This window comes from Microbacterium sp. RURRCA19A (assembly GCF_900156455.1).
Lineage (GTDB): Bacteria > Actinomycetota > Actinomycetes > Actinomycetales > Microbacteriaceae > Microbacterium.
The window spans coordinates 1514644-1535848 of the sequence record NZ_FTNQ01000001.1; the positions used below are offsets into that span (position 1 = coordinate 1514644).

At 70.8% G+C, this 21205-nt stretch carries 11 protein-coding genes; 1 reads left to right on the forward strand and 10 read right to left on the reverse strand.

Annotation, left to right across the window (positions count from 1 at the left end; translation table 11 throughout):
• Positions 1 to 19: 19 nt before the first annotated feature.
• The 5 genes from BW982_RS07325 to BW982_RS07345 all read right to left on the reverse strand — a co-directional run bounded on the left by BW982_RS07325 (position 20) and on the right by BW982_RS07345 (position 9486).
• The gene (locus BW982_RS07325; RefSeq protein WP_076491378.1) at positions 20 to 5986 is read right to left on the reverse strand and encodes an Ig-like domain-containing protein; all 5967 of its coding nucleotides are present in this window, start codon (positions 5984 to 5986) and stop codon (positions 20 to 22) included.
• Entirely contained in the window at positions 5983 to 7119 is a 1137-nt protein-coding gene (locus tag BW982_RS07330; protein WP_076491380.1) for a serine/threonine-protein kinase, read from the reverse strand. The genes BW982_RS07325 and BW982_RS07330 overlap by 4 nt, the downstream gene beginning before the upstream one ends.
• Positions 7120 to 7220: 101 nt before the next feature.
• Positions 7221 to 7883, reverse strand: a complete 663-nt coding sequence (locus BW982_RS07335) for a spermidine/putrescine ABC transporter substrate-binding protein (RefSeq protein ID WP_076491382.1) — start codon at positions 7881 to 7883, stop codon at positions 7221 to 7223.
• A gap of 53 nt (positions 7884 to 7936) precedes the next feature.
• On the reverse strand, positions 7937 to 8422 hold the full coding sequence (locus tag BW982_RS07340; RefSeq protein WP_139327344.1) for a hypothetical protein: 486 nt from the start codon (positions 8420 to 8422) through the stop codon (positions 7937 to 7939).
• Positions 8423 to 8433: 11 nt separating this feature from the next.
• Positions 8434 to 9486 carry a hypothetical protein gene (locus BW982_RS07345; protein WP_076491384.1) on the reverse strand — a complete coding sequence of 351 codons (1053 nt, stop codon included), beginning with the start codon at positions 9484 to 9486 and terminating at the stop codon, positions 8434 to 8436.
• Positions 9487 to 9613: 127 nt separating this feature from the next.
• Between BW982_RS07345 and BW982_RS07350 the strand changes: the two genes are divergently transcribed.
• Positions 9614 to 10210, forward strand: a complete 597-nt coding sequence (locus BW982_RS07350) for a hypothetical protein (RefSeq protein ID WP_076491386.1) — start codon at positions 9614 to 9616, stop codon at positions 10208 to 10210.
• Positions 10211 to 10245: 35 nt separating this feature from the next.
• Here the strand turns inward: BW982_RS07350 and BW982_RS07355 are convergent, their stop codons facing one another.
• The 5 genes from BW982_RS07355 to BW982_RS07375 form a co-directional block, all read right to left on the reverse strand.
• Positions 10246 to 10845 (reverse strand): hypothetical protein, encoded by a 600-nt coding sequence (locus tag BW982_RS07355; RefSeq protein WP_076491388.1) that lies wholly within the window; start codon positions 10843 to 10845, stop codon positions 10246 to 10248.
• A 234-nt stretch (positions 10846 to 11079) separates the two neighbouring features.
• On the reverse strand, positions 11080 to 14955 hold the full coding sequence (rpoC, locus tag BW982_RS07360; RefSeq protein WP_076491390.1) for a DNA-directed RNA polymerase subunit beta': 3876 nt from the start codon (positions 14953 to 14955) through the stop codon (positions 11080 to 11082).
• A 41-nt stretch (positions 14956 to 14996) separates the two neighbouring features.
• Positions 14997 to 18491: a DNA-directed RNA polymerase subunit beta gene (rpoB, locus tag BW982_RS07365; RefSeq protein WP_076491392.1), complete on the reverse strand. Its 3495-nt coding sequence runs from the start codon at positions 18489 to 18491 to the stop codon at positions 14997 to 14999.
• 361 nt (positions 18492 to 18852) lie between these two features.
• The gene (locus BW982_RS07370) at positions 18853 to 20418 is read right to left on the reverse strand and encodes a 5-oxoprolinase subunit B/C family protein (RefSeq protein ID WP_076491989.1); all 1566 of its coding nucleotides are present in this window, start codon (positions 20416 to 20418) and stop codon (positions 18853 to 18855) included.
• Positions 20415 to 21170, reverse strand: a complete 756-nt coding sequence (locus BW982_RS07375) for a 5-oxoprolinase subunit PxpA (protein ID WP_076491394.1) — start codon at positions 21168 to 21170, stop codon at positions 20415 to 20417. Before BW982_RS07375 ends, BW982_RS07370 begins: the two co-directional genes overlap by 4 nt.
• Positions 21171 to 21205 lie beyond the last annotated feature (35 nt).

The following is a 21205-nucleotide window of genomic DNA, read 5'->3' on the forward strand; positions in this document are numbered from 1 at the left end:
TCTCTCTGTCGGGGGGGGATCAGGGGTTCGTGGGGTCGGCGGGGTCGGCGCCGGGCTGGCAGGTGCCGCTGGTCTTGAGGACGGCCGTATCGAGACCCCAGCCGCGCGCGGACCAGTCGACGGTGACCTGGACGTTCTCGACCTTCACCGCACCCTTCGGCACGAGGTCGGAGCCCTCGGGCGGAGTGATCGTCTTGCCGTTCTCGTCGATGTACCGCACAGCCGTCCGGTCGAGCGTCATCGCGGCCAGATCGTTGCTCGAGCTCGACGACACCTGCAGGCGTTCGCCCGCGACGCAGGATGCCACGCGCGTGCTGGCCTGCACCTGGTACGGCGCGCTCCCGGACGCGGGGGCGACCCGCCCGGTCTCGGAGGTCGTGCCCCAGAACTGATGCTGGAAGTACACGCCGATGTTCGGGTCGGCACCGAACACCGTGGAACGGTCATTGTCGAAGTTGCTGTACTCCACGTCGTTGAAGCGCGGGGGCGGGGTACCCTCGGTGATCCCCGAGATCCGCCAGCGTGCCACCGGGCGGCCGTCCTCGGTGCCCACGTCTGCCCTCGCTCCGACCTGGAAGGTGTATCCGCGCGGGGCGGCGGTGTCCTGTGCGACCCGGATCTCCTGCGTCACCGACCGCGTGCCGTACGACCGGCCGCCGTAGCTCGACTCGACGCAGAGGGTGAACGTGTAGGCCACGCCGTCGAGCTTGCCCGGGAACTCGCGACGCGGCCCGTCGTCTCCGACGCGGCACAGGGCGCCCTCGACGATTCCGTAGCGCAGCTGGGAATCCGTGCCGTTCTGACCTGCGGCGCCCTCGGCGACCACCGTCGAGACGCCGTCCCCGGTCGACCGGGAGGACAGCGTCAGGTTCGGATCGATCGGCGCCCCGACGCCGTGCGCCGAGAACGTGAGCGTCCCACCCTGGGCCGAGCCGCCGAGACCCGCCGGGACGTCGAACCGCGAGGTGGGGATGACGGTGATCTGGGTGCCGGAGTTGCTGCCGACCTGGAATCCGTCGACCCGCACGTCGGTCTGGTTGCGCCCGACGCTCACGGTCCGCGTCTCTCCGGCGGCACTGCGGATCTCAAGCTGACCGGTCTCGGACGACTCCACCCCGCGGATGACGAGATCGGCGACGTTGCCCGCTCCGTCGCGCGTGACCACCGGCGTGAAGTCGCCCGACTCCGGCCGCGCCGGCGGGTCGTACGCCCATGCGTTCGTGCGCACCGAACCACGCGACTCACCGACGTCGTTCACGGCGGTGACCACGTACTCGCGCTGCTCGCCGTTGGGCGCGCCGATCGCGGGACACGAACCGTCGGGGCCGCACTCGGCGACCACCTCACCGCCGAAGCGCACCCGGAATCCGGTGAGCGCCGGGTACGCCCGCCGGGCCTCGCCGGGGTCGATGCGGAGCGTGAGCGATCCGTCGGCGTACGCCGTCTGACGCACGCTCGCGGGCGCACGGGGGAACCCCTGAAGGTCGAGGACCACGCGGGCGTCGCGCGCTCCCGCGGTCGAGCGCCCCTGGGCGTCTTTGAGGGTGACGCTGGCCGCGCACGTCGCGCCCGGCGCGTCGGACGTCCACGAAGCCCGCACGCCCGACGACGACGCGACGTCGAAACCGACTCCCGCGCACGCGCTGGTAGGACGCACGCTCACGACCTCGAGCGGCGTGCGCGGCAGCGGATTCACCTCGCCCGGAAGCGCCACGGCGTCGATCGTGCAGCTCGACCCCGACGCCTGCGAGCACTGCAGCGTCGTCGTTCCACCCTGGGGCAGGGTCGAGGGCGCCGCACCGACGCGCAGCAGGAGACGCGCGGGAGCCACCGCGTTGTGGCTGGTCACCGAGACGATCGCGGCGTTCTCGCTGCCGGGGACCGCGCGGTCGGCGCCGGTGACGGTGACGACCGAGCCGTCGAGCGTCACGGACGAGAACGCCGATCCGGAGTAGTCGAGGGCGTACCGGATGCCGGCCCAGTCCTCGCGGCCCAGCTGCCAGCCGGTCATGTTCCGCAGGTCGAACGTCGCCGTCTCGCCCGGTCCGACCGTGAGAGATCCGGGACGCAGTTCGGGCTGCGGATTACGCGCCACGACCCCGATCGGCACCGACAGCACCGTCCACTCCTCTGTGCCGGCGACGCGCACCGGCACCTGACAGGCGTCGGTCCAGGGCGAACCCGTGCCCGCGTCGTAGCGGACGACCGTGTCGGCGACGCTGCACCGCCCCTCGGGGCGCACCCCCGTGGTCGTGATGTCGGGACCGACCTCGAGCGTCGCCCGCCGCGGGACGGCCACGAGGGCCGCCATGTCGAACTCCACGGATGCCAGTTCGTCGACGCGCTGCGCGGAGCCGGGTCGCAGCGCCAGGGTCAGGTCGTCGTCGCCCGGGACGCGCACGAACGCGTAGGTGGTCACTTCCTCGCCCCCCACCGTGCCGGACACGGCGAACGGGATGACGCGACGCGTCGCGGGAAGATCGCCCGAGATCAGACGACCGTCGATGCGGACGCCGGCGGGGGTGCCCCACAGGGACACGCGCAGATCCGAAACGTCGCCGCCCGACCAGGTGGCGCGGCCGGCCAGCACGTCGACGCCCGAGACGAACTGGTCGCGGTCTTCGACCGTGAGCACCGTGTCCGCCACGACCGGGTAGTCGGGCACGCTCTCCCGCACGACCTTCACCACGATGAGCCCTCGGCCGGTGTTGCCGGAATCGGACTCGACGTCGTACAGGAACGACATCGTCGCGGGGGCCTCGCCGGCGCGGATCACGACCCCCGTGTCCGAGACGTTCTCGACCAGCGCGTCGAGACGCGCGTACTCGGGGTTGTCACTGCCGTCGACGAGCGTCTCCGGAAGATCGGGGCGCACGCCGGTGAGCTTCAGACGTCCCTGCGTGGGGTCGATGTCGTTGGCGAGGGGGCTCACTCGGATACGGCTGTCGGCGCCGGCCTGCACCTGGACGTAGTCGGTGAACGTGATGGGGCTCGGGTTGGCCTCGGCATCCAGGACTCCGATGCGGACCGTGCCTTCGCCCGTGGCGCCGGACGGGTCGGACACGCGATAGCGGAAGGAGACCTGCCCCCGGTCGCCGGCGACGGAGGAGTACACGATCGAGGAGCCGTCCGCCGAGATCGAGGCGGTGCCCCGGTCGGGCTGCGTCACGATGCGATCGAGCACGACCGCGTCGCCGTCGGGGTCGGCACCGAAGCTGCGGAACGGCACGGTGGTCGTACCGCCGCTGAGGACGCGCCCCTGCAGAGTGTCGGGGACCGGAGCGCGGTTGGCCTCGGGACCGAGGACCGTGATCCGCACGGTCGCCTCGTCCGACAGCGAGGGCGTCCCCGTCGTGTACACGCGGTAGGTCACCTCGTACGACCCCGGCGCCGTGGGCGCGAGATAGCGCAGCACGCCCCCGGAGGCGAACGCCAGTCCGTCGCTGGACGGGCTGGCCTGGACGGACGCCGGGTCGAGGGTCGGGCGACCGCCGGCCGGGGACACGTCGTTGTCGAGCACGGGGATGTCGGCCTGGGTGCCGGCGCGCACGGTGACGGTGTCGTCGACCGCGATCGGCGCGATCTCGGGAGCCGGAGGGAGCAGATAGACGGTCGCCTCGCCGCCGATGCGGGAGCCCTCGTCGTCGGTTCCGTCGCTCACGGTGTAGGCGACGGTCCCCAGGAGACCCGGACCGCCCTCGGCGGTGCTTCCCGAGACACGGAGATCGTTCTGACCGACCGTGTCCACGGTGAGGGACGCACCCTCCTCGGCCGACGCGACGACATCGCTCAAGAGCAGAACGCGTCCAGTGGGATTGGACACGGCGGCGAACACGTCGAGCGTCGCGTCCTCCTGGGGGCGCACGAAGGCGACGACGGGAGCGGTCGACAGCTGCGCCGGCGCGTCGGCCGGGAGCAGTGTGATGCGCGCGGTGCCCGTGGCATCCCGACCGGAACCGGTGACGGTGAAGTCGACGCGGTAGACACCCGGCTGCGCGGCCGTGAAGTCGAACGTCGTCGTGCCGCCGACCACCGTCGCGGTCGCGGCCGCGTCGTCCAGGACGCGCACCGAGCCGATCGTCACGTCACCCGCGGTGCCGGTCACGTGGGGGCCCACGTCGACGGTCAGCGCGGATCCGGCGGTGTCGACGACCGCGAAGGACTGCACGGCGAGCGCCGGGTCGGGGGCGACGCGGATCACCAACGGCTTCGTCGTCGTCGCGCCGCGCGTGTCGGCCACGGTCACGTCGAGTTGGACGACCTGCTCTCCGCCGGACCCGTCGTCGGCGTGCTGGTACACCACCTCGCCGGCGGGAGTGGATGCCACGCTGCCCACGCCGCCCGGATTGTCGACCGACAGCAGCAGCAGCGGGTCGCCGTCGGGGTCGACCCAGCCGGGGAGGACCGGGACGGTGATGGTGCCGCCGCGCGCGACCTCGGGCGTGGGCCAGGGCTGCAGACACTTCTCGACGCCGCACCAGACCGGGGCGGCGTTGGACCCCTCGGGCGACACCGCGAGCGTCACCGTCGTCGACGCGGAGGTGAGGCCGTCGGCGGTGGTGCCGTCGGTCACCGCGTACGAGAACGTCGCCGACCCGGTGGCATCCGGGGCGACCCGCACCGCGAGCCGCTGGCCGTCGTCGGTCACGGACAGGCTGCCGAAACCGGGGTCGAGGCCCGTCACGCTCTCGCCCACGATGCTCAGGACGTCTTCGTTCGGGTCGTGGTCGTTCAGCAGGACGGGCAACGTCACCAGGCGTCCGGCGCGCACGCCGAAACTGTCGGGCTCGGCGATCGGCGGCTTCGGGTCGAGGACGACGCTCAGCTGCTCCTCGCTCTGCACCGCGGCCTCCTCGGTGCGGTCGTCGAGCGTCCAGCTCTGGCTCGACGCGAGGAGCGCGCCCTCCGGCACGGTCCACACCCACCCCGTCCGGGTCTCGTTGAGGATGACGGCGTGCTCGGTCGCGACGAACACCGGCCGCCGCTGGTCCGGCATGGTCGCGCCGCCGTAGGAGAGGTCCGTCTCGCCGGCATCCGACCGCCACAGGGTTCCGCGCGCGTCGCCCGGGAGGAGCCACGCGGCGTACGCGACCCCGTCGTGCTCGAGGGGCTTGGCCGGCTGCCCGAGCACGTTGCCGCCCGCGCCGACCTCGCGCCGCGGTTCGCCCCCGTCGACGGGGACGCTCCACAGCGACTGGTCGTCGACGAGGTAGACGGCGTCGCCGCGCGGGTCGGGGTCGCCCACGATCAGCTGATCGGTGGTGTCGAGGTCGACCGGGTCGTGGCCGCGGACCCACACGCGCCCCGCGTCGGCGTCGACGAGCACCCACTGGTCCCCCGCGGCGGTGAGCACCGGGGACGCGACGTCGACCTGGAGGGCGTCGCGTCCCCTCAGCTCATCGGCCTCGATGTCGTATCGGATGACCGAGCCGTCCGCGGACGAGTAGGCGAAGAGCATGCCGCGCGCGTCGACGGCCACGGCATCCGCCGTATACGTACGCGCGTCGTCGTCGCCCGCGGTCCCGAACGGGTCGAGCTCGGTGACCGACTGCCCGGCGCGGCTGAGCCGGCTCGCGTACAGGGCCCCGGTGTCGGTGCGGTAGACGACGTAGTCGCCGGCCGTGACGACCGAGGTCGTGCCCGGCGGGGTGTCGGGAGCGGAATCCAGCTGCTCCTCCTGCAGATCGACCGGCTGGGCCTCGTCGATGCGCGCGATCTTGCTGTAGCCGTCGGTGAAGAGGTAGGCGCCCTCCGGTCCCTGTGCGACCTGGCTCGGGTTGCCCGCGGTGCGCACCGTGTCGAGTTCGCCGACCGTGGTGTTCACGCGGGCGTACCGCTGCCCCTCGCCGGTCTGAAGCGCCCAGACCGAGGTGTCGACCTCGGGAGTCTCCTGCGCGTCGAGGCCCGGCCAGACGATGCTGGCCGTGAGGACGAGGACCGCGGCGACGGCCGTCGAGGTGAGCCCCGCGATGGTCCGGCGCTTCACCGGACGACCCCGGTGGCCAGCAGCGCGACGACGACGATCGCGGCGGAGGCGACCAGGGCGGCCCCGGCGAGCACCCACGGCAGGAGACGGTGCGCCGCACGCGTCGGTGCGGAGATGTCGGTGTCCTCGTCACGGGCGAGGCCGGCGACCCCGGACGCGTCGCGGTGCTTGCGGACGCTCGGGCGCTCGACGTGGGATCGCGCCGGCCCGCGCAACGCGCCGTCGGAGAAGTCGACCGCGCGCGCCGCGGGCGCCCACTCGGCCGCGGGCACCTCGAGCGGCGACGCGGGGAGGCCGAGTTCGGACTGCACCTTCTGCAGCGCCTCCCCCACCTCTCGCGCGCTGGCGAACCGGTCGGCGGGGCTGCGCGCCATCGCCCGGGCGAGGACCGCCTGCAGAGAGGGCGGGACATCGGTGCGGACGATCTCGGTGTACGTCGCGCGGGCGATGCGGCGGCGCAGCTGCTCGCGCGAGTTCTGCCCCTTCTCGCGGCGCTCGAACGGGCTGTGTCCGGCCAGCAGCGAGTAGACGGTCGCCCCCAGGCTCCAGACCTCGCTGGACACCGTGCCGGCCGTCTGCTCGGCGATGACCTCGGGCGCGCTCCACGGCACGCTCATCGCGAGCATCTCGTCGGCCCCCTGGCGAACGAGCGAGGAGGAGATGCCGAAGTCGGCCAGGACCGGGGCGCCGAAGGTCGTCACCAGGATGTTGCTGGGTTTGACGTCGCGGTGCACGAGACCGGCGTGGTGGGCCGACTCGAGGGCACCCGCCATGCGGACGCCGATCGAGAGCACCTCGGCCACCGGCATCCGTTCCACGCGGTACCGCTGCGCGAGCGACCCCGGGCAGTACTCCATGACGATGTAGGGTCGGCCGTCGGCCGAGATCCCGGCCTGGTAGACCGTGACGATCGAGGGGTGCGCCGAGAGGTGCGCGAGGACGTCGGCCTCGGCGTTGAACATGCGCAGCAGATCGGGGTCGCGCACATCGCTAGGGAGCACCTTCACCGCGACGTCACGACGGGGCATGTCCTGCCCGTAGAGGAAGACGTCGGCGAAACCGCCCGACCCGAGCGGGCGGATGTAGGCGAGTCCGGGCAGGATCGGGGGTGACGAGGGCAGGCGCTGCGGCATGGTGCCCCCTCCCCGGAACTCGCGTCCGCCACACCTCGCGCGGACAACCCGGCAACTCTAACAAAGCCCCCTGACCGGGTCGGGGGACTTGTGGAGGGCGCTCAGGATGCCAACGGCCCGGGGTCGCGGGGATCGAACGGGGCGTCCAGGAAGCGGGAGAGATCATCCAGCATCGCCGCGACCTGCGGCTCGACATACTCCGCGACGGCCGCCTGGATGCGCAGCCGGTGGTGCAGCAGTACCGCGCAGACCTCGCGGCCGATCATGTTGGCGTAGTCGTCGGCCAGGCCGACCTCCTGTCGCAGAGCCGCCTTCGCGGCATCGGACAGCGGGGGAAGCGCGGGGATCGCGGCATCCTCTTCGGCGGCCAGCCCCGTCAGAGTGAAGAGGAACGGCGCACCGGGTTCGGGCTCCGGATCCAGCGGCATCCCTTCGAACTCGGGCTCGAGTCCCTCGGCCGGACGGTACGACCGTCGACGGTTGCGCGCCGCCTGCTGGTCGAGCTCGGTCTGCAGCATCGGGAGGTTCCGCGACGTGTACTCGGCGACGGCGTGATCGACGATCGACTTCACCCGGGTCGACAGCCCGTGCTGCACACCGTGCGGGACGTCGGCCCCGAGCCCGGCCGCCGACAGGACGGGCGAACCGAAGCAGCGACGGCACGGCGCGACCCGACCGCGATGGTTCGCCGGCTCCCACCGGGGCAGCCAGGCGAGCCAGGCGTCCACCGCCTGGCCGACCTGGGTCTCGAGCGACCGCTCCACGCTCCTACGCTAGCCCGGAAGATGCGGAAGCGGCAGGATGCCACGGCCCCGGATCAACGATCATCGTCGTCGTCGCGCTCCCACCGCCAGTGCGGGCGCTCCCCGCGGGTGCGCGCGAGCAGCACGCCGAACACGCCGGCCAGGAACGCCGACGTCGCGACCACCGCGCCCGGCCACCCGAGCGCCACGGCCCCCGCCGCGGCGACCCCGCGGGCCACGTCGCCGCCGGTGACCGCCGCGCCGATCGCGATGCCCACCGTCTCTCCCACGTACGCACCCAGCGCGCACGGCACCGCGGTCGGATACCCCGGCGGGACGGTCCGCAGACCCCACCGCAGCAGTCCCGCGAACAGCGTCGCCGCGAGGAGCATCCCCGCCACACCGGGCAACGGCCCGAGACCCGTCACCGGGATGACATCCGCGTCCAGCAGCAGGCCGACCACGCCGAGACCCGCGATGGCCAGGGCGAGGAAGACGACCGTCGCGAAAACGACGGCGACCGGCGGGGTCACCCCCGCCGGTCGCGGCACATCAGTCATGGCATCCGGTCTCAGCGGGCCAGCAGCGGCCCGGCTTCGAGCGTGCGCTCGTACTCGCGCTGCGCCTCGTCGTTCAGCTCGGTGACACGGCGACCGCGGCGGGCGACCCAGGCACCGAACCAGACGGTGAGCTCACGGCCGAGGACGAAGGCGACGATCGCGAGCGGGGCGAGGACGCTCTGCTGCAGCAGATCGATGCCCTCGCGGTTCGTGAGCATCCAGAACGGCGCGGCGAACAGCGCCCCCAGAAGGTAGCCGCCCCAGCTGATGACACCGACGACGAGGCCCCAGACCACCCAGTGGCCCCAGCCGCCCCGGTTGATGATCGCACCGAGGAACCAGAAGCCCACGAAGAAGGCCACCGTGGGCACCCACAGGCCCCACGTCGTGAGGGCTGCCAGTGCGGCGTCCGCCAGGTCGGCGGTCTGGACCGTGCCGAGGAGCAGACCGAGACCGAGGGTCGCGGCGAGGTAGAGCACGGCGAAGACGAGGGTGGCCAGGAGACCGATCGCGCCGGCCGCGCCGCGGTTGCCGCGGGGACGCGGAGCCTCCGGGGCCTGCACGAAGATCGGCTGCGCGGCACCGACGGAGCGGGTCTCGTCCGCGTACGCGGGAGCCGTGGCCGCCGTCGCCGCCCCCGCGGCCACGACACCCGCGGCCGGGACGGTGGCGTCGGAGCGGTGCTCGTCGCGCGCGGGCTCGACCGTCGTCGCGGCGGTGGTCTGGGTCGTTCCGGACTCGGGCTCGGCCGACGCGGCGTAGGCGGCCCAGCGGGCGTCCTCGTCGTCGAGGTCGACCGAACGGTGCGCGGAGGGAGCCGAGACGGGAGTCTGGCTGCGCGGCTCGACGGGCGAAGCGTCGTGCACGGTGGTCGTCGCCGCGGGCGTCGCCGAGTCGTGGCCGCCCTCGCGCTCGTTCCAGGCCGCGGTCGCTTCCTCCGGGTCGACCGCGTCGCGGCGGGCGGCCTCGGCGTCGGCAAGCCCCTCGTGGGCACGGCCGACGACGTCGTGCGCCTCTTCCTTGGGCTCGTCGACGGGGTCGCCGTACGACTGGGGGTCGCTCATCGGGGTCTCCTCACGCGCGCAGATATGGTGCGGCGCCAGGCTAACCCGCGCCGCGGCCTGCACGGCGCAGGCGTGCCGTCGTGTGTCGGTCTCGACCGTGTCGGCGGCTCCGCCTAGGGTGGGCGACATGACCGGTCGACACCCCGCAGCGGCCCTCGCCGCGGTGCTCGCGGTTGCCGCCGCGCTCGCGCTCAGCGCCTGCGCCCCCGAACAGGGCGACGCCGAGGCCCCGCCGACCGCCGTCTCCCCGACATCCTCCGGCACTCCGAGCGGCACGCCGATCCCGACGATCACCCCCACCGTGGCACCGGCGGCGATCCCGACCGACTGCCGCGCGATCCTTACCGCCGATGTGCTGTCGCAGCTCGGGTCGATCCCCCTCAACGACCCGGCCCTCGGGGCATCCGGCGTCCAACCCGACGGGTCGCTCATCTGCGTCTGGCGCGACCCCGCCGCCGACACCACCGGGCTCGTCACCCGCATCTCCCGCGTCGACCGCGGTCCCGCGCTCGACATGCTCAACGACCTCGTCAACACGCAGGGCTTCAGCTGCTACACGCCCGACGACGGAACGCGCTGCGAGAAGACCTGGATCAACGCCACCTACGCCGTCAACGACGGACGCACACTGTTCTGGCGCGACGACGTCCTCATCGACACCCAGTACTCCAACCTCGCCCCCACCGGGTACACCGCGAGCATCATCTCCGCCATCTACGGCTGACGCCCCTCCCCCGGCGGCGACGGCACCGTTGCGGACTACTCGCCGAAGGCACGGGATGCCACGACCGCGACGTATCCGTCCGGCATCCACCCCGAGAAGGTGGACGACACCCACCGGTCGCCGCGGAGGTCGTGCACCTCGACCGCGTCACCGACGGCGCGCTCGCAGTGCTCCGTGTCACCCTCGGACGCGCACGTGAAGCCCTGACCGCTCAGCGTCGCCACCACGGCGGCGGCACCCTCCACCGAGACCGTGGCCACGCTCGTCTCGAGCCACCGCCCCGCGTCCCCGCGCCAGTGGCACGTGATCACGGGCGTCGACGCCGCGGCCGCCACCGCCTCGGGGGTCGACAGCGCACCACTGTGGCGCTGGGTGAGCAGAGCCTCGGGCGACCACACGAGCTCGGACCACATCGGCTGCGTGTACAGATCGCGGCACGTCGACGCCGGTCCCGGGACCCGCGGCGCATCCGTCCACGCCGGCGTCGTCGTCCCGGTCCGCAACGTGTCGCCGACGAACGTCACCGCGCCCGGGACCCCCGGGGCGGCGAGCATCGCGAGGACCGCGACCACGGCGGCGCACAGCACGCCCACCGGCCACGCGATCCAGACGTTGCGTCCCGCGACTCGAGCCATCCATCCCTCCTCGTCCACGGTAGGCGACCCACCCCGGCGCGTCGGCGTGGCGACACGCCGAGGCCCCGACACGTCATCCGTCGGAAACGCACCGGGCACGCCGAAGGCCCCCGGCGCGAGCCGGGGGCCTTCGGGGATTCCGATCAGTTAGATCAGTTGTCTTCGCGACTTCGTCGCTCAACAACTTTCAATCGGCTCGGGAGAGCGAGCGAGCGCGCTCTCCTCTCGCCTCAATCAGTTGTACGTGCCGGGCGTGAAGTCGTCCGTCGAGAAGCTGTCGAAATCGACGTAGCTCAGGTCGGCGTCGCTGTACGCACCGTCCGAGGCGAAGATGCGGTTGGGGTACCGCTCGCTCTTGGCCTCCTCCGTCGCCTCGACCGTGACGTTGCGGTACTTCGCAAGTCCGGTTCCGGCGGGGATGAGCTTTCCGATGATGACGTTCTCCTTGAGGCCGACGAGCGGGTCGCTCTTGCCCTCCATGGCCGCCTGCGTCAGGACGCGGGTGGTCTCCTGGAACGATGCCGCCGACAGCCACGACTCGGTCGCGAGCGACGCCTTGGTGATACCCATCAGCTCGGGACGACCCGACGCGGGGCGCTTGCCCTCGCCGACCGTCTCGCGGTTGATGGTCTGGTAGCGCTTGAAGTCCACCAGCTCACCGGGCAGCAGGTCGGTGTCGCCGTGGTCGACGACCGTGACCTTGCGCAGCATCTGGCGCACGATGACCTCGATGTGCTTGTCGTGGATCGGCACACCCTGCGAGCGGTACACGCCTTGGACGCCGTTCACGAGGTACTTCTGCACCTCGCGGGCGCCCTGCACGCGCATGACCTCCTTGGGGTCGAGCGTTCCGACCTGGAGGGGCTCGCCGACCTTGACGTGCTGACCGTCCTCGACGAGGAGGGTCGCGCGCTTGAGGACCGGGTAGACGACCGGCTCGTCACCGTTGTCGGGCGTGAGGATGACCTTCTTGGCCTTCTCGGTCTCGTCGATCGTGATGCGGCCGTCGGCCTCCGCGATCGGCGAGGCGCCCTTGGGGGTACGCGCCTCGAACAGCTCCTGCACGCGGGGAAGACCCTGCGTGATGTCGTCGGCCGACGCGGAACCACCCGTGTGGAAGGTACGCATCGTCAGCTGGGTACCGGGCTCACCGATCGACTGGGCCGCGATGATGCCGACGGCCTCGCCGATGTCGACGATCTTTCCGGTGGCCAGCGAACGGCCGTAGCACTTCGCGCAGACACCGACGGCCGAGTCGCAGGTCAGCACGGAGCGGACCTTGATCGACTCCACCCCGCCCTCGACCAGCTTGTTGATGAGCACGTCGCCCACGTCGTCGCCGGCCTCCGCCAGAACGGTGCCCTGCGCGTCGACGACCGCCGTGGCGAGCGTACGGGCGAACACCGAGTTCTCGACGTTGGCATCCTTCACCAGGGTGCCGCTCGAGTCGACCGCGGCGATCGGGAGCTCGAGGCCCTTCGACGTGCCGCAGTCCTCCTCGCGGATGATGACGTCCTGCGAGACGTCCACCAGACGGCGCGTCAGGTACCCCGAGTCGGCCGTACGGAGAGCCGTGTCGGCCAGACCCTTACGGGCACCGTGCGTCGCGATGAAGTACTCGGCGACCGACAGACCCTCGCGGTACGAGGAGATGATCGGGCGCGGGATGATCTCACCCTTGGGGTTGTTCACCAGGCCTCGCATACCCGCGATGTTGCGGATCTGCAGCCAGTTACCACGGGCACCCGACGAGACCATGCGGTTGATGGTGTTGTCGGCCGGGAAGTTGTCGCGCATCGCCTTCTGGACGGCATCCGTGGCCTCGGTCCAGATCTTGATGAGCTCCTGGCGACGCTCGGCGTCGGTGGTGAGACCCTTCTCGTACTGCGCCTGGACCTTCGCGGCCTGCTTCTCGTAGCCCGCGACGATCTCGCCCTTGTTCGGGGGCGTGAGGATGTCGCTCAGCGCGACCGTCACACCCGAACGCGTGGCCCAGTAGAAACCGGCGTCCTTGATCCGGTCGAGCGATGCCGCGACCTCGACCTTGGGGTACTCCTCGGCCAGCTTGTTGACGATCTGCGACAGCTTGCCCTTGTCGGCCTGCTCGCGGACGAACGGGTAGCCCTTGGGGAGGGTGTCGTTGAAGATCGCCTGACCGAGCGAGGCATCCACGAGACCGTGCTTCTCGTAGCCCTCGGGAGCCTGGCCCTCGAGGAACGTGAGGCCGGGGATGCGGATGCGCGCCTTGGCCTGCAGGTCGAGGGTGCCCTCGTCCTTGGCCAGGATCGCCTCGCCCACCGAACCGAACGCGCGGCCCTCGCCCACGGCACCCTCCTTGAGGGTGGTGAGGTGGTGCAGGCCGATGATCATGTCCTGCGAGGGCAGGGTCACCGGGCGACCGTCGGACGGCTTCAGGATGTTGTTCGACGCGAGCATCAGCACGCGGGCCTCGGCCTGGGCCTCAACCGACAGCGGCAGGTGGACGGCCATCTGGTCACCGTCGAAGTCGGCGTTGAACGCCGCGCAGACGAGCGGGTGCAGCTGGATCGCCTTGCCCTCAACGAGCTGGGGCTCGAACGCCTGGATGCCGAGACGGTGCAGGGTGGGTGCACGGTTCAGCAGCACGGGACGCTCGCGGATGATCTCTTCCAGCACGTCCCAGACCTCGGGGCGGTAGCGCTCGACGGCACGCTTGGCGGCCTTGATGTTCTGCGAGTGACCGAGGTCGATCAGACGCTTGATCACGAACGGCTTGAACAGCTCGAGCGCCATCTGCTTGGGCAGACCGCACTGGTGCAGCTTCAGCTGGGGTCCGACGATGATGACCGAACGGCCCGAGTAGTCCACGCGCTTGCCGAGCAGGTTCTGGCGGAAGCGACCCTGCTTTCCCTTGAGCATGTCGCTCAGGGACTTCAGGGCGCGGTTGCCGGTGCCGGTGACGGGACGACCGCGGCGGCCGTTGTCGAACAGCGCGTCGACGGCCTCCTGCAGCATGCGCTTCTCGTTGTTGACGATGATCTCGGGGGCACCGAGGTCGATCAGGCGACGGAGGCGGTTGTTGCGGTTGATCACGCGACGGTACAGGTCGTTCAGGTCGGAGGTGGCGAAACGGCCACCGTCGAGCTGGACCATCGGGCGCAGCTCCGGCGGGATCACCGGAACGACGTCGAGCACCATCGAGGCCGGCGACATGCCGGTCTGCAGGAACGAGTTGACGACCTTCAGACGCTTGATCGCGCGGATCTTGCGCTGACCCTTGCCCTCGGAGATCTGCAGGTGCAGGCTCTCGGACTCGGCGGCCAGGTCGAAGGTCTCCAGGCGACGCTTGATCGACTCCGCGCCCATGTGGGCCTCGAAGTACTGACCGAAACGGTCCTGCAGCTCGTGGAAGACGTCGTCCTCGGGCTTCAGGGCGCCGACCTCGAGCGTGCGGAAGTCCTCCCACACGCGCTCGAGCTTGGCGATCTGCTCGTCCGCGTTCTTGCGGATCGAGGTCATGTCCTTCTCGGCGGCGTCCTTGACCTTCTTCTTCTGGTCGGCCTTGGCGCCCTCGGCCTCGAGAGCCGCGAGCTCCTCCTCCAGCTTCGCCAGGCGGGCGGCGATGCGCGAGTCGCGACGGTCGCCGAGCGTCTTCAGCTCGAGACGGATGTTGTTCTCCTGCGTCGCCAGGTCGCGGTGACGAGCGTCTTCGTCGACCGAGATGACCATGTAGGCGGCGAAGTAGATGACCTTCTCGAGGTCCTTCGGCGCCATGTCCAGCAGGTAGCCGAGGCGCGAGGGCACGCCCTTGAAGTACCAGATGTGGGTCACGGGAGCGGCGAGCTCGATGTGGCCCATGCGCTCACGACGGACCGAGGACTTGGTGACCTCGACGCCGCAGCGCTCGCAGACGATGCCCTTGAAGCGGACGCGCTTGTACTTGCCGCACGCGCACTCCCAGTCGCGCGAGGGTCCGAAGATCTGCTCGCCGAACAGACCGTCCTTCTCGGGCTTCAGGGTGCGGTAGTTGATGGTTTCGGGCTTCTTGACCTCACCGAAAGACCAACGACGGATGTCGTCGGCGGTGGCCAGGCCGATACGAAGCTGATCGAAAGTGGTTGATTCGAGCACTGGTTCTCCTGTGTCGGAATTCTGTTCGTTGCCTGGCCGGGTCAGATCTCGTCGATGGACGAGGACTCGAAGCGGCTGGAGATGTTGATGCCGAGCTCTTCGGCGGCGCGGAAGGCGTCGTCGTCGGTGTCACGGAGGTTGACCGCCGTGCCGTCGGCCGAGAGGACCTCGACGTTCAGGCAGAGCGACTGCATCTCCTTCATGAGCACCTTGAAGGACTCGGGGATGCCGGGCTCCTGGATGTTCTCGCCCTTGACGATCGCCTCGTACACCTTCACGCGGCCGAGGATGTCGTCGGACTTGATCGTGAGGAGCTCCTGCAGCGCGTACGCGGCACCGTAGGCCTCGAGCGCCCACACCTCCATCTCACCGAAGCGCTGGCCACCGAACTGGGCCTTACCGCCGAGCGGCTGCTGGGTGATCATCGAGTAGGGGCCCGTCGAACGCGCGTGGATCTTGTCGTCGACGAGGTGGTGCAGCTTCAGGATGTACATGTAGCCGACCGAGATGGGCGCCGGGAACGGCTCGCCGTGACGACCGTCGAACAGGATGGTCTTTCCGGTGGAGTCGATCAGTCGCTCGCCGTCGCGGTTCGGGATCGTCGAGTCGAGCAGACCCGCGATCTCGTCCTCGAAGGCGCCGTCGAACACGGGGGTCGCGACCTTGGTGCCGGGGGCTGCCTCACGGGCGACCTCGGGCAGGTGCGCGGCCCACTCGGGCGTGCCCTCGACCTTCCAGCCCTGCTGGGCGATCCAGCCGAGGTGGAGCTCCAGGACCTGACCGAAGTTCATTCGACCGGGGATACCGAGCGGGTTCAGCACGACGTCGACGGGGGTGCCGTCGGCGAGGAAGGGCATGTCCTCGATCGGGAGGATCTTGGCGATGACACCCTTGTTGCCGTGGCGTCCGGCGAGCTTGTCGCCCTCGGTGATCTTGCGCTTCTGGGCGATGTAGACCACGACGCGACGGTTGACGCCCGAGCCGAGCTCGTCGTCGCCGTCTTCCGCGTTGAACTCCTTGACGGCGATGATCGTGCCCTGCTCGCCGTGGGGCACCTTCAGCGAGGTGTCACGGACTTCGCGGCTCTTCTCGTTGAAGATCGCGCGGAGCAGGCGCTCCTCGGCCGACAGCTCGGTCTCGCCCTTGGGCGTGACCTTGCCGACCAGGATGTCGCCGGGACGCACCTCGGCGCCGATGCGGACGATGCCGCGCTCGTCGAGGTCCTTCAGCAGGTCGGGGCTGACGTTGGGGAGGTCACGGGTGATCTCCTCCTTGCCGAGCTTGGTGTCGCGCGCGTCGACCTCGTACTCCTCGATGTGGATCGACGAGAGCGTGTCGTCCTTCACGAGGTCCTGGCTGAGGATGATCGCGTCCTCGAAGTTGTGACCCTCCCACGTCATGAACGCCACGAGGAGGTTCTTGCCGAGGGCGAGCTCGCCGTTCTCGGTCGCGGGACCGTCGGCGATGACCTCGCCGGCCTCGATGCGCTCACCGGCCGAGACGACCACGCGCTGGTTGTACGACGTGCCCTGGTTGGAGCGGTCGAACTTGCGGAGGAAGTAGTCCTGTGTGCCGCCCTCGTCGAGCTGGATGGTCACGACGTCGGCCGAGACCTCCAGGACGACACCCGACTTCTCGGCGGTGACGACGTCACCGGCGTCGATCGCGGCGAAGCCTTCCATACCGGTACCCACGACGGGCGACTCGCTGCGCACGAGCGGGACGGCCTGGCGCTGCATGTTCGCACCCATGAGGGCGCGGTTGGCGTCGTCGTGCTCGAGGAACGGGATGAGCGAGGTCGCCACCGACACCATCTGGCGCGGGGAGACGTCCATGTAGCCGATCTCGTCGACCGGGAACAGGTCGACCTCGCCACCCTGACCGCGGCGGGCCAGGATGCGGTCCTCGACGAAGTGGCCGTCGGCCTTGAGGGCGACACCGGCCTGCGCGACGATGTGGTCGCTCTCCTCACTCGCGGTGAGGTAGTCGATCTGGTCGGTCACGCGGCCGTCGACGACGCGACGGTACGGGGTCTCGATGAAGCCGAACGCGTTGATGCGCGCGAACGAGGCGAGCGAACCGATCAGACCGATGTTCGGGCCTTCCGGCGTCTCGATCGGGCACATGCGGCCGTAGTGCGAGGGGTGGACGTCACGGACCTCGACGCCGGCGCGCTCACGGGACAGACCACCGGGGCCCAGAGCCGAGAGGCGACGCTTGTGGGTCAGACCCGCGAGCGGGTTGTTCTGGTCCATGAACTGCGACAGCTGCGACGTGCCGAAGAACTCCTTGATCGCGGCGACGACGGGGCGCACGTTGATCAGGGTCTGGGGCGTGATCGCCTCGATGTCCTGCGTGGTCATGCGCTCGCGGACGACGCGCTCCATGCGCGACAGACCGGTGCGGACCTGGTTCTGGATCAGCTCGCCGACGGCGCGGATGCGACGGTTGCCGAAGTTGTCGATGTCGTCGACGTCCAGGCGGATCTCGGCCGACTGCCCGTGACGGATGCCGTCGAAGGCGGTGTCGCCGCGGTGCAGGCGCACGAGGTACTTGATCGTGGCGACGATGTCGTCGACGGTGAGCACCGAGTCGGACAGCGGCTTGTCGAGGCCGAGCTTCTGGTTGATCTTGTAGCGACCCACCTTGGCGAGGTCGTACCGCTTCGGGTTGAAGTAGAAGTTGTCCAGCAGCGCGCGCGCGGCCTCGGCGGCGACCTGCTCGCCCGGACGGAGCTTGCGGTAGATGTCGCGGAGCGCGTCTTCCTTGGTGAGGATCGTGTCCTTGGACAGCGTCTCCTCGATCGAGTCGAAGCCGGCGAACTCGGCGAGGATGTCCTCGCTGGTGAGGCCCAGGGCCTTGAGGAACACGGTGACCGACTGCTTGCGCTTGCGGTCGATGCGCACGCCGACCTGGTCGCGCTTGTCGATCTCGAACTCGAGCCAGGCGCCGCGCGAGGGGATCACGCGAGCGGACACGATGTCCTTGTCGGAGGTCTTGTCGGGCGTCTTGTCGAAGTAGACGCCGGGCGAACGCACGAGCTGCGACACCACGACACGCTCGGTGCCGTTGATGATGAACGTGCCCTTGTCGGTCTGGAGCGGGAAGTCGCCCATGAAGACCGTCTGGGTCTTGATCTCACCGGTCTGGTGGTTCATGAACTCGGCCTCGACGTACAGGGGGGCGGCGTAGGTCTTGCCGCGCTCCTTGCACTCCTCGATCGAGTACTTCTCGGGCTCGAGGTACGGGTTCGTGAACGAGAGCTGCATGGTCTCGCTCAGGTCTTCGATGGGCGAGATCTCCTCGAAGATCTCCTCGAGACCGCTGATCTCGGGCACATCGGTGCGACCGGTGGCCTGGGCTTCGGCGACGCGCGCCTTCCAGGCCTCGTTGCCGACCAGCCAGTCGAACGACTCGGTCTGCAGCGCGAGCAGATCGGGAACGGTCAGCTTGTCGGAGATCTTCGCGAACGAGAGGCGGGATGCGCCGCGTCCGCTCTTCGGGGTGGTGGTGGATGCGTTGCTCGCAGCAGCCAAGGGAAAAACCTCCAGAAGCCCGGGCGAGGGGCTCGTGATTCCTTGTCGTCAGGTGGAGTGCGTTCCTGCCCCGATAACCTGCGAGTCGCACACCGCGATGAAGCGGGGACGGGCAGGCTCAGCCGACCACCATATGAGGGCAGGGGGAATCGAGGAGCGCAAAGTCCAAGCATACGCGGGAGGACGCGCCGTGTCCAGTCGGATTCTTGACGACTTTGCGTACCTGCGGTATAACCGCGCGGAGACGTCCGGACAAGCGCTCAGAGGACCGGCTGACTTGGGGCGAATGTACGCGGAGAGACCATGGTGGCGTACGTTTCGCCGAAGTCAGCGGGGGACGACGCGCGGGCGGGGCGGGAGGTCACGCGCCGCGGAATCGCACGCGGTCGCCGGGCCTCGCCTGGGCAAGGCGGTCGAGGGTGGCATCCGTCACCACCGCGATCACGGGATACCCACCCGTGACCGGCCCGTCGGCCAGCAGGATCACCGGGCGCCCGTGCGGCGGGACCTGGATCGCGCCGGGGCGCATGCCCTCGCTCGGCAGCTCGTCGTGCCGCACGCGCGCGAGCGTCGGACCGTCGAGCCGGATGCCGACCCGATCGGCGTCGCCCGACACGGTCCACGTCGCGGCTCCCAGCGTCCGCAGGGCGGCGGGCACGAACCAGTCGGCGCGCGGACCGGGGGCGAGCGAGACCTCGACCGTCGCCGCGGGCACCGACCAGGGGAAGACGTCGACGGGCGGGACGGGCCCCTCCGGCTCCCCCACGTGCAGCACGTCCCCGGCGCGCAGCGCGGGCGGGCCGAGCGACGCGAGCACGTCGGTCGCGCGCGATCCGAGGGACTCGGGCACCGCGACGCCGCCACGCACCGCGAGCACGAACCGGGCGCCGGCGTGGGCGACCCCGATCGACAGCTCGGCGCCGGCGGGGAGGAGCAGGGGGGTGTAGGCATCCACGGCTCGTCCATCGATCTGCAGATCGGCGAGCGCGCCCGTGACGGCGACCCACGTGTCCCGCTCGGCGACGGCGCGCAAACCACCGAGCGCGATCTCGACGCCGGCCGCGGATTCGGCGTTGCCGACGAGGCGGTTGGCCACGCGCAGGGCCGCGCGGTCGAGCGCGCCGGAGCGGGCGACGCCGAGCGCCGCGCGACCGGGGCGGCCGAGGTCCTGCACCGTGGCGAAAGCGCCCGGGGCGAGGATGCGGAGGGCCTCGGGGGCGTGCGCGGCAGAGGGGAATCCAGGAGGGGAGGATGCCTCCGTGGCATCCGGTCCTCCGCCCGCCGGATCTCCTCCCGTCGCCGCGGAGATACGAGCAGGCTCGGGCACGAACCGGACCCGCGCGCCGGGGGTCAGCAGCACCGGTTCGGGGGCGTCCGGGACGAAGAGAGGGGCATCGGTCGTACCGATCAGCCGCCAGCCGCCCGGGGTCTCCCGGGGATACGCGCCGGCGAACTCGCCCGCGAGGCCCACCGCCCCGGCGGGGACGCGCGTGCGGGGGCGCGCGAGGCGGGGGACGTCGAGCGCCCAGTCGTCGCTCACCAGGTACGCGAAGCCGGGCGCGAAGCCCGTGAAGGCGACGGTCCACTCGGCGGCGGCATGGCGCGCGACGAGTTCGACGGGACGGATGCCGAGCAGGGCGGCCGTCTCGTCGAGGTCGGCGCCGTCGTAGCGGACGGGGATCCCGACGAGGGGACCGGGTGGGACGGCATCCCGATCCGCCCCGGCAGCCGAGAGCACCCATCGGCGCACCGCGGCCGGGGCGATCCGCGCCGGGTCGAAGACCACGAGCACCGTGCGGGCCGCGGGGACCAGGTCGTCGATCCCCGCGGGCGGGCGCGCGGCGAGCGCGGCGTGGAGCTCCAGGACCCGGGCGAGGTCGTCGACCTCGGCGAGCAGCGCCCGCTCCCCCATCGGCCGCAGCGTCACCACGGCGCGCGTACCTCTATTCCCGCGTCATCGAGCGCAGCGCGGACCGCCCGGGCCATCGCGACCGCGGCGGGGGTGTCGCCGTGGAGGCACAGGGACGCGGCATCCACCGTGATCGAGGTGCCGTCGACGGTGTCCACGGTTCCCTCGGCGACCAGGCGCAGCGCGCGGTCGGCGACGAGGGCCGGGTCGTCGATCAGCGCTCCGGGCCGGTCGCGGGGCACCAGCCCGCCACGCGCGGTGTAACCGCGGTCGAGGAAAGCCTCGTGCACGAAGGGCAGGCCCGCGGATGCCGCGGCCTCGACGATCGCGCCCGGGAGACCGAGCACCGGCAGCGCTCGGCCGAGGCGGGCCGAGTGATCGGCGATGGCGGCGACGACCGCGGCGGCCTGCACCGGGTCGGCGGAGACGGCGTGGTACAGCGCGCCGTGGGGTTTCACGTAGCGCAGGTCGGCGCCGGCGGCCTCGAGGGCGTCGAGCTGCCGGGCGACGCTGTCGCGCAGTTCGGCCGCGGACGGGTCGCGGCGGACGCGGCCGAAGTTCGCGCGGTCCTCGTACGCGGGGTGGGCGCCGATCGCGACACCGAAGCGCGCCGCGCGCTCGACGGAGGCCCGCATCGAGGCGTCGTCGCCCGCGTGCCCTCCGCACGCGACGTTGGCGCTGCTGACGAGCGCGAACATCGCTTCGTCGTCGGCGGTCGGCATCCCGTCGACGGTCTCTCCCAGGTCGGCGTTGAGGTCCACGCTGTTCACGCTACTCGCGTCGGCTCTTCGGGTTCGGGGCGCGA